General features: G+C 28.9%; 12 protein-coding genes. 1 reads left to right on the top strand and 11 read right to left on the bottom strand.

Going from position 1 to position 14212, the window contains the following annotated elements; translation table 11 throughout:
• Window positions 1–135: 135 nt before the first annotated feature.
• The 9 genes from H9I45_RS16215 to H9I45_RS16175 all read right to left on the bottom strand — a co-directional run bounded on the left by H9I45_RS16215 (window position 136) and on the right by H9I45_RS16175 (window position 9031).
• Window positions 136–942 carry an enoyl-ACP reductase FabI gene (locus H9I45_RS16215; protein WP_088354085.1) on the bottom strand — a complete coding sequence of 269 codons (807 nt, stop codon included), beginning with the start codon at window positions 940–942 and terminating at the stop codon, window positions 136–138.
• A gap of 84 nt (window positions 943–1026) precedes the next feature.
• Window positions 1027–2679 (bottom strand): DNA repair protein RecN, encoded by a 1653-nt coding sequence (recN, locus tag H9I45_RS16210; protein WP_088354086.1) that lies wholly within the window; start codon window positions 2677–2679, stop codon window positions 1027–1029.
• An 81-nt stretch (window positions 2680–2760) separates the two neighbouring features.
• Entirely contained in the window at window positions 2761–3651 is an 891-nt protein-coding gene (gene porD / locus H9I45_RS16205; protein ID WP_088354087.1) for a type IX secretion system protein PorD, read from the bottom strand.
• On the bottom strand, window positions 3644–4855 hold the full coding sequence (gene coaBC, locus H9I45_RS16200; RefSeq protein WP_088354088.1) for a bifunctional phosphopantothenoylcysteine decarboxylase/phosphopantothenate--cysteine ligase CoaBC: 1212 nt from the start codon (window positions 4853–4855) through the stop codon (window positions 3644–3646). The genes porD and coaBC overlap by 8 nt, the downstream gene beginning before the upstream one ends.
• Entirely contained in the window at window positions 4855–5175 is a 321-nt protein-coding gene (locus tag H9I45_RS16195; protein ID WP_088354089.1) for a DNA-directed RNA polymerase subunit omega, read from the bottom strand. The genes coaBC and H9I45_RS16195 overlap by 1 nt, the downstream gene beginning before the upstream one ends.
• 10 nt (window positions 5176–5185) lie before the next feature.
• Window positions 5186–6046 (bottom strand): outer membrane protein assembly factor BamD, encoded by an 861-nt coding sequence (locus H9I45_RS16190; protein WP_088354090.1) that lies wholly within the window; start codon window positions 6044–6046, stop codon window positions 5186–5188.
• 369 nt (window positions 6047–6415) lie between these two features.
• Window positions 6416–7291 carry a 4-hydroxy-tetrahydrodipicolinate synthase gene (gene dapA / locus H9I45_RS16185; RefSeq protein ID WP_088354302.1) on the bottom strand — a complete coding sequence of 292 codons (876 nt, stop codon included), beginning with the start codon at window positions 7289–7291 and terminating at the stop codon, window positions 6416–6418.
• A 104-nt stretch (window positions 7292–7395) separates the two neighbouring features.
• Window positions 7396–7911, bottom strand: coding sequence for a DUF6913 domain-containing protein (locus tag H9I45_RS16180; RefSeq protein WP_088354091.1), 516 nt, complete (start codon window positions 7909–7911; stop codon window positions 7396–7398).
• Between the two features lie 37 nt (window positions 7912–7948).
• Entirely contained in the window at window positions 7949–9031 is a 1083-nt protein-coding gene (locus tag H9I45_RS16175; protein ID WP_088354092.1) for an esterase-like activity of phytase family protein, read from the bottom strand.
• A gap of 86 nt (window positions 9032–9117) precedes the next feature.
• Here H9I45_RS16175 and H9I45_RS16170 point away from each other — a divergent pair, with 86 nt between their 5' ends.
• Window positions 9118–9510: a DoxX family protein gene (locus H9I45_RS16170; protein WP_088354093.1), complete on the top strand. Its 393-nt coding sequence runs from the start codon at window positions 9118–9120 to the stop codon at window positions 9508–9510.
• A gap of 338 nt (window positions 9511–9848) precedes the next feature.
• On the opposite strand, the gene H9I45_RS16165 is transcribed toward H9I45_RS16170, so the two are convergent.
• Window positions 9849–10502, bottom strand: coding sequence for a lysoplasmalogenase (locus tag H9I45_RS16165; RefSeq protein ID WP_088354094.1), 654 nt, complete (start codon window positions 10500–10502; stop codon window positions 9849–9851).
• A gap of 5 nt (window positions 10503–10507) precedes the next feature.
• Entirely contained in the window at window positions 10508–14161 is a 3654-nt protein-coding gene (locus tag H9I45_RS16160) for an ABC transporter permease/M1 family aminopeptidase (protein ID WP_088354095.1), read from the bottom strand.
• Window positions 14162–14212 lie beyond the last annotated feature (51 nt).

Raw genomic sequence — 14212 nt, 5'->3', positions numbered from 1 at the left:
ATTTTATTTTTTTTAAGATTTTCTAATAGCTAGTAAACAAGTCTAGCCCTGATTGAGTGGCCTGTTTGAGCTCTTTTATCTCTTAGAAAGAGATAAAAAGCGAGTAACGAAAGCAGGAAATAGCTTCAAATAAAACTACTCAAATTTTTCCATAACTGCGTCACTTACGCCCATATTTGAAAAACCACCATCGTGAAATAAGTTTTGTAAAGTTACTTTCTTCGTTAAATCGGAAAATAGAGAAATCGTATAATCTGCACATTCTAAAGCAGTTGCATTTCCTAAAGGACTCATCTTTTCTGAATAAGCAATAAAACCGTCAAAACCCTTTACACCACTTCCTGCAGTTGTTGGAGTTGGTGATTGAGAAATAGTATTTACACGCACTTTATGATCGCGTCCAAAGAAGTACCCAAAACTACGAGCAATGGACTCTAAATAGGCTTTATTGTCAGCCATATCATTATAATCTGGAAAAACTCTTTGTGCTGCCATATATGTTAAAGCGACAATACTTCCCCACTCGTTCATAGCGTTTTTGTTGTATAAAACGTTCATAGTTTTATGAAAGGAAACTGCAGAAACATCCCAACCTTTTGTGGTGAAATCGTATTTTGGATCTGTATAATGTTTGCCTTTTCTTACATTAACGGACATACCTATAGAATGTAAAACGAAATCTATTTTTCCGCCTAAAATGGCCATCGATTTTTCTACTAAATTTTCTAAATCTTCTACAGATGTTGCATCTGCAGGAATAATTTGAGAACCAGTTTTTGCTGCTAAAGTATCTAATTCTCCCATTCTCATTGCAATTGGTGCGTTTGTTAACACAAACTCTGCTCCTTCTTCATGTGCTCTTTCTGCAGTTTTCCAAGCGATTGAATGTTCGTTTAATGCTCCAAAAATAATTCCTTTTTTTCCTTTTAGTAAGTTGTACATAAATAAGGTTTTAGTGGTTAGTCTTTAGTAGTTAGTCTCGTTGTTATTTTAGAAATTCTTGCTTCTTGCTTCTTGTCTCTAAAACTAGTTCAACAATTCTTTAGCATGCGTTAAAGCAGATTCAGAATAGTCTTTTCCACTTAACATTTCTGCAATTTCTAAAACTCTTTCTTCTTTAGAAAGTGGTTTTAAATTCGTGGTTGTAACACCTTTTACTTCTTCTTTATAAACTTTGTAATGGTTATTACCTTTTGCTGCGATTTGTGGTAAATGTGTAATGGCAACAACTTGCATAAACTTGCTCATTTGTTGCATAATTGCTGCGATTTTATTGGAAACTTCTCCAGAAACTCCAGTATCAATTTCATCGAAAATAATTGTTGGTAAATGTATGTTTTCTGATAGTATTTTCTTTACAGCCAACATTATTCTTGATAATTCTCCACCTGAAGCTACTTTCTTTAACTCGCCAAAATTACCACCTTTATTTGCTGAAAATAAAAATTCTAAATTGTCTTTTCCGTTTGAAAAATAAACAATTGTTTGTTTTATTTTTATAGAGAAACGTGCATTTTGCATTCCTAAATCTGCCAATAAATTTTCTAATTCTTTGGTTAATTTTGGAATGGCAACAGTTCTAGATTTTGTAATTAAATCGGCAACTTTGTCTAGTTTTTCTGAAACTGAATGTATTTCTTGTTTCTTCTTGTTGATTGTATCTTCAGCAGATTCAACTTGTTGTACTTTGTCTGACAAGTCTTCAAAAACGGATAATAATTCTTCAACAGAATTTACAGTATGTTTCTTTTGTAAATTATAGATTAATTGTAATCTATCGTTAATTTCTTCTGCTTCATTAGGATTGAAATCTACATTCTCATTTGCATCTTCTAACTCTGCAACAACATCATCTATTTCTATTTTTACGGATGTTATTCTTTCTGCTATTTGTTGGTATTCTTTAGAGAAAGAAGCTATTTTAGACAATCGATTTTCTAAAGTATTTAGCAAATTCTGAATCCCTATTTCCTCATTATTAGAGATTTCTAACGCTTCAGATAAGTTTGTTTTAATATCTTCAATATTATTTAACTTCTCTAATCTTTCTTCTAAATCTTCTTGCTCATCAACCTTTAAATTTGCTTCTTCTAGCTCTTTAAACAGATGCAAATTATAATCATATTGTTGGTTTGCCTCTTTTTGAATGCGCTCTAATTCTTTTAATTCTTTTTCTAATTGTTGCAGTTGCAAATAACCTCTTTTGTAAGAATCTATTTTATTTTTGTTTTTTGCCAATGCATCAATAATAGAAAATTGGAAAGCATTATCGGACAATTCCATGGTTTGATGTTGCGAATGCACATCAATTAACTTATTTCTTAATTCGTTTAAAACTGAAAGTGTAACAGGCGTGTCATTTACAAAAGCACGTGATTTTCCTGAAGGCAAAATTTCTCTTCTAATAATGGTTTCTGCTTCATAATCTAAATCGACTTCCATAAAAAAATCTTCTAAATTATAATTCGCAATTGCCATTTTAGCTTCCACAATACATTTTTGTGAAGTATCTTTTAAAGAAGATAAATCTGCTCTATTACCCAAAACCAAACCTAAAGCGCCTAAAAGTATCGATTTTCCAGCTCCAGTTTCTCCAGTAATTATGGATAAACCTGAGGAGAAGTTAATTGATAATGAATCGATTAATGCGTAGTTATTTATGGAAAGTTGTGTTAGCAAATCTTTGTAAATTAAAACATAAAAGTAATTAATTTAACTGAAAAAAAGTGATAAAATTGGAATGGAATTTTAAGTACCAACTTAATCCATCTTTCTCCACTTAGGATTGTTGTTTGGAGATATGTTTCTTAAAGTTTGTATCAATTGGTTTTTGTTTCTTGTCACTGGACCTTCTGAATAAATATTTACCAACTCATCGCCTTTTGAATCAAAAAACAAACGAATTAAGTAATTTCCAATTGATTTATTGTAGATATTTTTTAAAGCAATAACACTGTCTTCCACACCTTGTTTTCCTGCATCTTTATTCGAAACGAATAAATCTAAACCTTTCATATGATAATTATAAAGTGTGTTTCTATATGCTTTTAGTTTTGGAGATAACAAATTGTCTATCAATAAATATTTATTTTGTTTCCCCACCACATTTTGCCAAGTAGCTAAACCACTTTGTTGTGCTTGCAACATTACATTTTGCGCTTCTTTTAATTGTGCTTCTCCACCAAACTTTAAAAAAGTATCTGCATCTAATCCTAAGATTACATTTACATAAAACACAATGGTTGACACCAAATTGCTATCGAAAGAATTTTTGTTATAAATTAACGGATCGAACTCGTTGTATTTAAAAGAGAATTCGTTGTCTTTTAAATTTAAAACAGGACTTGCATAACTAGAATTATAAATAGGTCTTGTGGATTGTACTTGCAGCGTCGCCTTAAAATTATTATTATCTCTAGAAGTAATAATCATGGTAATAGCACAATCTACTCTTTCTTCTGGTTTTACAGTTTTATTTGTCCACTTTGTTTGGTTTATATATTCTGTTAAAGCTTTTTGAAGTGTAGAAAAAACCTGCTTATTAGAACCTGCGATTTGCTCTGAATTTACTGTAACTAAACAATTTAATTCTTGAGCTTTGTTGCTTAAAACTGAGAAGAATAATATAAAAAGTAACGCAACTTTACGCATGTATTTTTTTTATAATTTCGTTTATAATATCTTTTGCTACTTCTTGCTTCGATTTTAATTTGAAAGTTTTTTCATTCAAATTTTTATCAATAATAGTAATTTTATTTGTGTCCGTTGCAAAACCTGCACCTTTATCTTGTAAGGAATTTAATACAATCGCATCTAAATTCTTTCTAATTAGCTTACCTTTTGCATTTTCCAACTCGTTATTTGTTTCCAGTGCAAAACCAACTAAAAATTGATCTTTCTTAATTGCTCCTAAAGAAGCCAAAATATCTTTTGTTGGTGCAAGATGAATCTCTAACGATGTATCTGTCTTTTTTATTTTCTGAATAGCAACATTTTTTGGTTTATAATCTGCAACTGCTGCAGAAAGAATTGCAATATCTACTTCTCCAAAATATTTATGTGACTCTTTATACATTTCTTCTGCAGAAATCACGTCTATTCTATGTACAAATGAATGTTTTATTTGTTGATGTGAAGGCCCAGAAATTAAAAATACTTCTGCCCCCAAATTTGCCGCCGCTTTTGCGATTGCAAATCCCATTTTTCCAGAAGAATGATTTCCAATAAAACGAACTGGATCAATTGCTTCGTAAGTTGGTCCTGCTGTTAATAATAGTTTCTTTCCTTTTAAAGGCAATTTAGATAGTATATCGTTTTCCATAAAGGAAACAATATCTTCTGGTTCTGCCATTCTTCCTTCACCAACCAAACCACTTGCTAATTCGCCAGAAGTTGCAGGTATTATAATATTACCAAAACTTTTTAATGTATCTAAACTTTGTTTTGTAGATGGATGAATGTACATGTCCAAATCCATTGCTGGAGCAAAATAAACTGGACATTTAGCAGATAAATAAGTTGCTAACAACAAATTATCACAAATACCATTTGCCATTTTAGACAATGTATTTGCAGTAGCAGGTGCTATTAACATATAATCTGCCCAAAGACCTAAATCTACATGATTATTCCATAATTCATTTTCGTCTTCTTTATCATAAAAAGTAGAATGAACAGGATTTTTAGAAAGTGTGGAAAGTGTAAGAGGTGTTATAAAATCTTTAGACGCAGGCGTCATAATAACTTTGACTTCTGCGCCTAATTTTATAAATAAACGGACTAAACCTGCCGTTTTGTAAGCGGCAATTCCGGCAGTTATTCCTAAAAGAATCTTTTTTCCGCTTAAAACAGACATTATTGTGCGTCTGGTGTTCTATGGTAAATTTTGTCGTTTAACCATTCTTCAACAGCAATTGCCGTTGGTTTTGGTAATCTTTCGTAAAATTTAGAAACTTCTATTTGCTCTTTATTTTCAAATACTTCTTCTAAACTATCGTTGTAAGTTGCGAATTCGTCTAATTTCTCTACCAATTCTTTTTTCAAATCATTATTTACTTGCTCTGCTCTCTTTGCAATAATAGAGATAGCTTCGTAAATATTTTCTGTTTGCGCTTCCAACTCATTCTTATCGTAAGTAATAGTTGTTAAGGCTGCTTTTGTATCTTTATAATCCATAATTAAATTATTATTTCTTTTGAATATTTTCTATTTTTTTCATATTTGCTATTAAAGCATCTATTCTTGCTTGTTCTTGTTTTAATTTGGCCAACATATCGTTAGCATCTTCTAGGTAAGTTGTTTCAGGAAAACTTCTTACCAACTTATCATAAGCATCTGTAGCATCTTTAATACGCTCAATTTTTCTTCTATCTGTACTTTTAAAAACAAAATCGTTTGCTGCTTTAAAACGATAATAAAATGCTTCTTCTTTAAATTCTGTTCCTAAATAATCTTCTAATAAATTATCAAAAGCTTGAATAGCAGCATTGTAGTTTCTTGCATCGTAATCTGCAGTTCTATAATACGTTTTTGCAATTTCGAAATATTTCTTTTCTAATTTATATCGTAGTTCTTTATAATCTTTGTTTGCTTCCTCTATCTTATCTGAATCTGGATACGTATTTATAAAACTTTGGTAAGATTCCAATGCTTTGTTTGTATCTGTTGGATCTAAACTAAAACGTGGTGAAGCTAACTTGTAACTATTTGCAGACAAAAATGCGGCTTCTTCTTTCTTAGAACTATTAGGATAGTTTTTTGTGAAACGATCGAAATAATAACCTGCTAGCGTATAATTTTTTTCGTTATAATTAGACTGTGCAACCATAAATTGAATACGCTCCATTTGAGGTTTTCCTCTATAAGTTGGTGTTATTTTTTCGAATAAACGCAATGCTTTACCGTATTTTTGACTTTCGTACATTTTTACGGCCATTTTATACTGCTCTTCTGCAGTACCTTTATTTAATACTTTTTGATATTCACCACAAGAAAACAGTAGTAAACTAAGTGTAAATAAACACGCTAAATTTTTAATTTTTTGCATCGGGCAAAATTAGTGATTAATAATGGATAATAAAAGAATTTATTTTTTCTAAAATAATTCTTTTTTTTTAGTTCCTAAAACAAGTTTAGGATAACACTTTCAAAGGAAACTTAATACACTGCATTAAGAAACTAATTTCGAAAATAAAACGATTTTTTACACCGTAAATTGTATTGTGCAATAATCATCACAAAACAACAAAAAAATGAATAAAGTGTTCCTAAAAGTTTGTTAATCTTATTCCGCTATTTTTAGTGATATAATTTGAAGTTTCAATAGTGTTTAACAATTAAAAATCTATCTTTTGTAAGTTATAATTGATTTCACTTTGAGTAAAAAATTTATTTCAGTATTAAATACAGTCTTATTTTAAAACTGATTTACAAATTTCGTTATTTTAGACTGCAATTCTTCACTTGCTGGAACTAATGGAAGCCTAACATAATCTGATGAAATGTTTAGTTCTTGTAATACAGCTTTAATTCCTGCAGGATTATTTTCAGCAAAAATTAAGTCGATAATTTCCATCATTTTAAAATGAATGGCATAACCTTCTTTGTTTTTTCCTTCTAAACCACAATTAATCATTGTAGAAAATTCTTTTGGAAATGCTTGGCCAATTACAGAAATAACTCCAGAACCTCCTGCTAAAGTTACTCCTAAAGCTAGATCATCATCACCAGAAATAATTAAAAAATCTGCTGGCTTATCACGTAATAATTCTAAATATTGCTGTGTATTATTTCCTGCTTCTTTAACTCCAACTACATTTTTAAAATCTTTTGCCAAACGAATTGTTGTAGAAACATCCATGTTTTTCGCTGTTCTACCTGGAACATTATATAAAATAATTGGTTTTTCTGTAGCTTCTGCAATCGCTTTAAAATGCTGATAAAAACCTTCTTGTGTTGGTTTACTGTAATAAGGTGCTACTGATAAAATACCATCGATATTTGATAAATCTGTATTTTTTATATCTTTTACAACTTCTAAAGTATTGTTACCTCCAATACCTAAAACCAAAGGCAAACGTTTGTTATTTGCTTTTGCGATAACGTCTATAATTTGTTTCCTTTCTTCCTTTGAAATGGTAGCGCTTTCTCCAGTTGTACCATTAATTACTAAGTAATCTGTACCATTTTCTATGTTGAAATTCACCAACTTTACAAGTGCATCAAAATCTACACTTAAATCTTCTTTAAAAGGTGTAATTAAGGCAACTCCTGTTCCAATAAACTCTTGCATCATTTTTATTTTTAGAAGTACAAAATTACACTTTTAAGATTGATAATTTTACACTTTTATAAATTCTTAGAAAGAATAAACAACTTTATAATTAAAGTTTAATTTTAAAGTTTTTTAATAATTTGAAGGTATTTTTTTAACTCTAAAGTAAATTCGTTTACATTTAGAATATCCTCAGAAATTTCTATTTCAAATAAGTTTGAATTCACACCCGAAAAACCTACATTAAAAGATGCTTTCGACTGTAAAACAGCACTTTCTAAATACAAGTTTGGTTTGTTAAAATAACAAATTAATAAGTCGAAAGGTTGTTGTAAAAAGCTCTCGAAATTTTCTTGAATAAACTCTCCTTTCCAATTGATATCGTTTTCAGAGAAATGCTTATAAGAAAATTCGTCTAACTTATTAAAGGGTCTAAAACTATAAATTTTCGTATTTCTAACTTCTAAAATCTCTTCAACAATAGGCAAAATGTCTAGTTTAGAGAAAATTTCTTCTGACGTTAAAATACCTACAGACTGTATTTTCTTTTGAGAAACCACTCTATTAATTGTAGATTTCTGTAAAGCTTTGTCGAACTTTTTTTGAAGAATATTATGTTTTAGTTTTTTAAATATCATTCGGAAATATAAATGCTAAAGATTGTAAAAGTAAGAATTATTTGTTGGTAATTTCTAACAAAATAAATTGATTTAACTGTTTGCCATACAATTGAAAATTATCGTCGGAAATTAAAATTAGAGAATTATTTCCATTGTTTAATTTTGATCCAAATGTAATGCCTTCTATATTATCTATTATTCCGTCTGTTAATTTGTCTTTTACTTCTTCAAAATTAAACAATAGGCTTTTCTTGAGAGAATGAAACGTAGTATTATTTAAAGAGTCTATGGCAATTGTATTTGTTGAATTTCCTTCAATTTTAGCATCGAAAATACGAATGATATTTCCATAACTTCCATAACCATTTTGGTAAGTCCTTTCAACTACAAAAAAGCAATTTTCCTTATACTCTAAAATTGCAGTAACTCCATTTAAGTTTACGTTTCCTTTGGCTGGTTTTGTTATCTTTTCTAATTGATATGCAAATTGCTTTGTCGCTTTTTTTGTTTTTTTATCAAAATAAGTAATTCTAATTGGAGAATTGGTTTTGGTAAAAGTTGGTTCCACTCCATCCGATTTTAAAACTCCTTCCATGGCTACCCAAAAGCCTTTACTATTAAAACTTTTAGAGGAAGCTTCAAAAGTTGCATTATGATGCATATTTTGTTCATTTTCCAACGTTTTTGGAAGTGAAAAACTTTCAAGAAACTTACCATTCAAGTCGGTTTTAAAAACTGAAGGTGCTTTTTTATATTTTATAGAACCTTCACTTACAAAATTGACTTCATTTATAGTTTCATCCACAAAAATGGATTCTAAATCTAAATGATTTTCAGCATAAAAAGTACTAGTTGTATCTTTTAATAAAACAATATCTTTAATAGCTACTTCTTTAATTTTATTTTCTTCAATACTAATTTTCGCTTTTAAAAACCTTGGATTTTTGGCATCATCAACAACAAAATAATAAAACCCATTTACGTTGTCTATTCCAGATAATCCTCCAATTAATGTGTTTTTAATAAATGTTGAATCTTGTAAAATATATTCGTCTAAAAATTGAAGTTTCGTTTGTGGATCTTTTTTGCAAGCAGAAAAAACAATACAGAAAAAAATAAAATAAATGAAGTTTTTCATTTTTGAAGTTTTTTACAAAGTTACTTTTTTTATAAATCAAGTAAGCTTAAAATAAATAATTCGTCTAAAAAAACAAATCAATCCAAATGTCAACAAAAATCATTTTCATTTTTAAAATAATTATCTCTATAATTATATTACAAACACTTTATTATAAATTTTCAGGCGCAGAAGAAAGTGTCGCTTTATTTACCAAATTAGCAGGTGAAAATGAAGCTTATTTAAGAGTTGGAACTGGTGTTTTAGAATTAATTGCTTGTATTGTTTTCTTTATTCCGAAAACTATTTGGTTAGGAGCAACCATGATTATTGGTTTAATGTCTGGAGCCATCTTTTCTCATTTAACAAAACTTGGCATCGTTCACAATAATGATGGTGGTTTATTATTTGGTTCGGCTTGTTTATCGCTTATTGTAGCTTTAATAGTACTTTATAAAGAAAGGAAAAACGTTCCTTTGATTGGTAAAAATTTCAAATAGACTTTCTTTAAAGTTACTACCTAAAAATAGACATTCTTTACTAACAGTATTTGGTTATAAACTACATTTATATTAGGATACTAAAAACGATTTAAACATAAAAAAATATATTTTTTTTTTAAATTATTTCATTTTTTAACATTTTTTTTACTATAATTGTAAAGTGTTAGAGATATAGTCGTCAAAAACACAATTAACCCCTAACTGGTAAATAGAGAATTTTGCTTGAGTTGCCCTAACAACAATAGTTAAAAAATATAGAAGTTTACCCCTATCTAAAAAAGCAACTACTCACGTAGTTGCTTTTTTTGATTTTATACTTTTCTATAATTAATACTTTATGAATCTTTCGCTATTAACGCTTTACAAATTAAATATTGAGCAATAATATAAGTTACCATTATTACAACTTCAAACATTTCTCTAGCCTCATAAAACTTATTAATTGCCAATACACTATCTGATATTATAAAAATAAGTGCCCCCAGAAATAGCCATAGGTTTTCTGTCCTTTTTTCTTCAACATAATTTAGAAGCGTTATTGCTCCAAAAGAAGAAATGGTAATTCCGTAAACAATTACTGGGATTAAAAAATCGCCTAAATCATCTTTTAAAAGCCATAATAAACCAATGAAAATTATTACAAATGGAAACGAAACTAACAATATTTTATGAGGTTTAATTTTCTTTAAAAAATCTGCAGAAATTTTAATATATAAGATATGTGCAAATAGAAAAGAAGCTAAACCAAATAAGAAAAAATCTTCTTTAAAAAGCAGAAAAACATCACCCCAAAAAGAAAAAAACAAGGCAGAAACATACCAAAAACTGGGTTTTTTAACGGATACTAAATATATGATAACCAAAGTTATCGTTAAAAATGGTTTTGTAAAAAACGCTAGTGTTTCACTTTCTAAAAGCCCATATATATGAAAAATAACAACTGCTAAAAAAAGTATAGAAGCAGTTGTTATTTTGATTTGTTTTGTCATATTTATTATAATTTCCTTCGATTATCGTCAGATTTCGTATCTATTAATTTATTGTAAGGATCTATACCAACTTCTATTGGCCTCTCATCTACAATAATTGTAATTTTATTATTTATTTGAGTAATCTTATGCTTTTTAAAATACAATTGCTTCTCTTCTTTTTTACCATCGATTTCTTCTTCTGTAAAAATACCAATATCTATATAGTCTGCTAAAGGAACAGAATAAATAGGTTTTTCAGAACCTTCTTTAGTGTAAGAAATGGAATCTTTTTTGTTATCGCTATAATAACGTTTTCCTTTCTCGTTATTTCTATATTTAGAAACTTCAAACTCGATATCAACCTGATATTTTCCATTTTCTAGTTCTTTAGATTTTAAATCTACAACTCTGTTTTTATAAAGTGTAATTGTTTCGAACATATCTTTAATAAGGTATTTTAAAGAATCTGGTGTTGCTTCCTTTATAAATTCGACCATTTCTATAGAGGTTGTATAAGGTGGTTCTTGAAACTTTACTTTATTCACATACTTTTTAATAGCTCCATTAAAATTTTCTTCACCAATATAATCGCTCATTGCATATAAAACCAAAGAGCCCTTTTGGTAATGGATATACCCTTGTCCATCGTTATACATTAAAGGTTTTTCTCTTTTAGACTCGAAAGTTCGTCCTGTTAAATAACCATCTAATGCATCTTTTAAAAACTTTCGCATTTTGGTTTTTCCTTGTTTCTTCTCGATAACTTTTAAAGAAACATACTCAGACATACTTTCAGATGTTAATGTTGCTCCTAAAACATCTGCTCCAATTACTTGATGTGCAAACCATTGATGTGCTAATTCGTGCACAGTAATTGCAAACGGGTAATCTACACCACCATCTTTTGTATCATCTACATCTGCAATAAAACCTACACCTTCCGAAAACGGAATTGTGTTTGGAAACGATTGTGCAAAACTTCCTCCTGTTCTTGGGAATTCTATAATTCTTACTTGTTTGTGTTGATAAGGACTAAAGTTCTTCGTGTTATATTCTAAAGAAGCCTTTATCCCTTTCATCATTCTATCTAAGTTATAGGTATGTGATTTATGGTAATAGATTTCTAAACTAATTCCATTCCACATTTCTTTTTTAACTTTATATCTGGCAGAATTAAATGCGTAAAAATTTAAAATTTTACTGTCCATTTTATAGTTGAAATATCTACGATTTCCTTCTGTCCATTCTTTTTGCAAATAACCTGGTGCAATTGCAATTTGATCTTTAGAAGTAGAAACAGTTGCTTCGAAATCTATCCAATCTGCATCTCTAGAAATATAAGTGTTTCCTAAAGCTGTAGAATCTGATGGATGTGGGCGTAAATTATTTTTTGGTAAATCGTATTTTTCTCGCGTTTTATCATCTCTTAACTCACCTGCAGGAGAATATCCTAAAGATGGAAATATGCTAAAATTATTGATAAAAGTTCCATTTTCTCTTATTGGAGATTTTTGTTGAAAAGTAGTGTTTTCTTTACTTTTTACAGTTACAGAAAGTTGTAAAGAATCACCTGGCTGCAATTTATTTTTAAGTTGATATATATCGAAATGAAACACAGTATCTTCTAAAACTATATTATTTGGTTTGTTAAACTCAAAAGTACTTTCTAAGGAATTATGATTTAACAAAATAGTATCTATAGCTTGGTCTGTTTTATTTACCATTGTAAATTCAACAGATGCATTGTATGTTCTTTCCTTTGGAAAAATAGCAACATCTGCTTTTACACCTACAATTCTTGGTTGCCTATAATTTTGGTATTTCTTATAGGTTTTTTCCCATTTAACAGCGTCCAATTCTGCTTGTTTAGAAGCTGAATTTTTAGAATCTGATTTTGTGGCTTTCCAAATTGTAAATCCTAAACTTAAAAAAGTAATTAAAAAAGTAAAGAATGCTATTTTCTGAGGCACTTTAAATCTCTTTTTTGCAATATAAATTCTTTCTACAAAATTATTTGGTAAACCTCTTACCCACATCAAAACACTTAAAACAATAAGTACAGTTCCTCCTAAAACCCAATAGACTTTGTACCATAAATATCTAGATAATCCAGAACCATAACCATTCATATCGGAATAACTAAAACCTGGACCTTCATTGTATTTAAAGACTGCTAACTCTACACCCACTAAACCTAATAATGGCATTGCAATAGATATAATTAGCAATACAAAAAAGCCTAAATATTGGTTTTTAAATAGTGTTTGTATAAAGATGGACAATAAAGCCCAAACAACATAATTTAAGAACTTTAAACCAAATAATTCTTTTATATAATGCATTATTTCATAATCATAAAAACCTTTATAAGTTTGAAACAAAACACCTGCAACCATAATTACAGATAATAAGACTAATTGCATTTTTAAAAGCGCAATTAATTTAGAAAAAAGCAACGTCCAGTTTGGTATGGGTGTGCTATCTACCAAATAATTAATTTTTGCTGTTCTAGCTCTTTGTACCAACATACCAGAATACAAAAATGTACATAAATTTATAATTAATGTAAATGTATTTCCACCAGACAACATTTGCCAAGTTACAGGCAATGTTTTGGTGCCGAAAATTTCGCCTACAAAAAATAAAGAACCTACTAAAAGCAAAACACCTACAATTAAAATACAGATAAAAGGTAAACTCTTAAAAATATATTTAAACTCTAAATTAGAAAGTTTCCAAGTTGTTTTTAAATTTTGAAGAAAAGAATAATTATAAGATACTTTGGTTAACTCTATTTTAGTGACACCACTAAAATTTGTTTTGGTAACGCGTTCTCCTTTTGTTTTTCTAAAGGAAATGGTAAGGGCATTTTGATTAAATTTAAAATATTTATACACCAAACCAAACACTAAAGATGTTATTGCCAACCAAAACAATCTATTATAAATAATGTATTCTTTAATTGGTATTTGTAATGCATTTTGTTCAGACATCGTCCAATATTTGGTATACTTATCTATAGCCGAAAATCCAAAAGGATCTAAAATTGCCAACAAATTAACTTGTTCTGGTTCGGAAAGTATACTACTTATTCCAAAACCAAAAAAAAGTAAAATTATTACAGAAATAAAACCTGCACCAATACTTCTAGTAAATGTAACTACTGCAAAAACAACTGCACCAAAAAATAAAATATTAGGTAAAACAAATATTAAGTAAGCTTTAATATAAGAAATAAAACTAAAACTTTCTATCAAATCTGAATTTGTACCTGGAAAACGAAAGCCTATAAAAAGTCCCAAGGCAATTACCAATACAATAGCAGAAACCGCAACAACTCCGCTAAAAAACTTTGCAAACAAATAATTTGCTTTGGTAAATGGATATGAAAATAAAATGGTATGCATTTCACTTTTAAAATCTCTATAAATAGAAACCCCAATTATCGCAGGAAATAAAAAAAGAATTAAAATTGTCAGTTCATTAAAAATTCCAATAATTTGTATGGGTGAATTTACAATTCTAGATGAACCCATTGTGCCACTTATATTGTCGAAAATTCCTGCAGAAGCAGATGCAATAAAAAATGATATTAAAAGAAATATAGCTATAAAAATATAAAGTAATGGCTTATTAAACCAGTATTTTAGTTCTTGTTTAAATATTGTTGAAAACATATGAAAGGTGTAATTGTGTAACTGTTTATTTATTTAATATCTAAAAACTTT

This window comes from Polaribacter haliotis (assembly GCF_014784055.1).
GTDB lineage: Bacteria > Bacteroidota > Bacteroidia > Flavobacteriales > Flavobacteriaceae > Polaribacter > Polaribacter haliotis.
The sequence above is the reverse complement of the archived record's forward strand: the minus strand, read 5'-3'. Positions and strand labels throughout refer to the sequence as shown.

Excerpts from the sequence above, each read along its gene's own strand:
- H9I45_RS16180 (WP_088354091.1), bottom strand. The coding sequence starts at position 7,911 with ATGATATTTAAAAAACTAAAACATAATATTCTTCAAAAAAAGTTCGAC.
- dapA (WP_088354302.1), bottom strand. The coding sequence starts at position 7,291 with ATGCAAGAGTTTATTGGAACAGGAGTTGCCTTAATTACACCTTTTAAA.
- coaBC (WP_088354088.1), bottom strand. The coding sequence starts at position 4,855 with ATGTCTGTTTTAAGCGGAAAAAAGATTCTTTTAGGAATAACTGCCGGA.
- H9I45_RS16215 (WP_088354085.1), bottom strand. The coding sequence starts at position 942 with ATGTACAACTTACTAAAAGGAAAAAAAGGAATTATTTTTGGAGCATTA.
- H9I45_RS16175 (WP_088354092.1), bottom strand. The coding sequence starts at position 9,031 with ATGAAAAACTTCATTTATTTTATTTTTTTCTGTATTGTTTTTTCTGCT.
- H9I45_RS16170 (WP_088354093.1), top strand. The coding sequence starts at position 9,118 with ATGTCAACAAAAATCATTTTCATTTTTAAAATAATTATCTCTATAATT.
- H9I45_RS16160 (WP_088354095.1), bottom strand. The coding sequence starts at position 14,161 with ATGTTTTCAACAATATTTAAACAAGAACTAAAATACTGGTTTAATAAG.
- H9I45_RS16190 (WP_088354090.1), bottom strand. The coding sequence starts at position 6,046 with ATGCAAAAAATTAAAAATTTAGCGTGTTTATTTACACTTAGTTTACTA.
- porD (WP_088354087.1), bottom strand. The coding sequence starts at position 3,651 with ATGCGTAAAGTTGCGTTACTTTTTATATTATTCTTCTCAGTTTTAAGC.
- H9I45_RS16165 (WP_088354094.1), bottom strand. The coding sequence starts at position 10,502 with ATGACAAAACAAATCAAAATAACAACTGCTTCTATACTTTTTTTAGCA.
- H9I45_RS16195 (WP_088354089.1), bottom strand. The coding sequence starts at position 5,175 with ATGGATTATAAAGATACAAAAGCAGCCTTAACAACTATTACTTACGAT.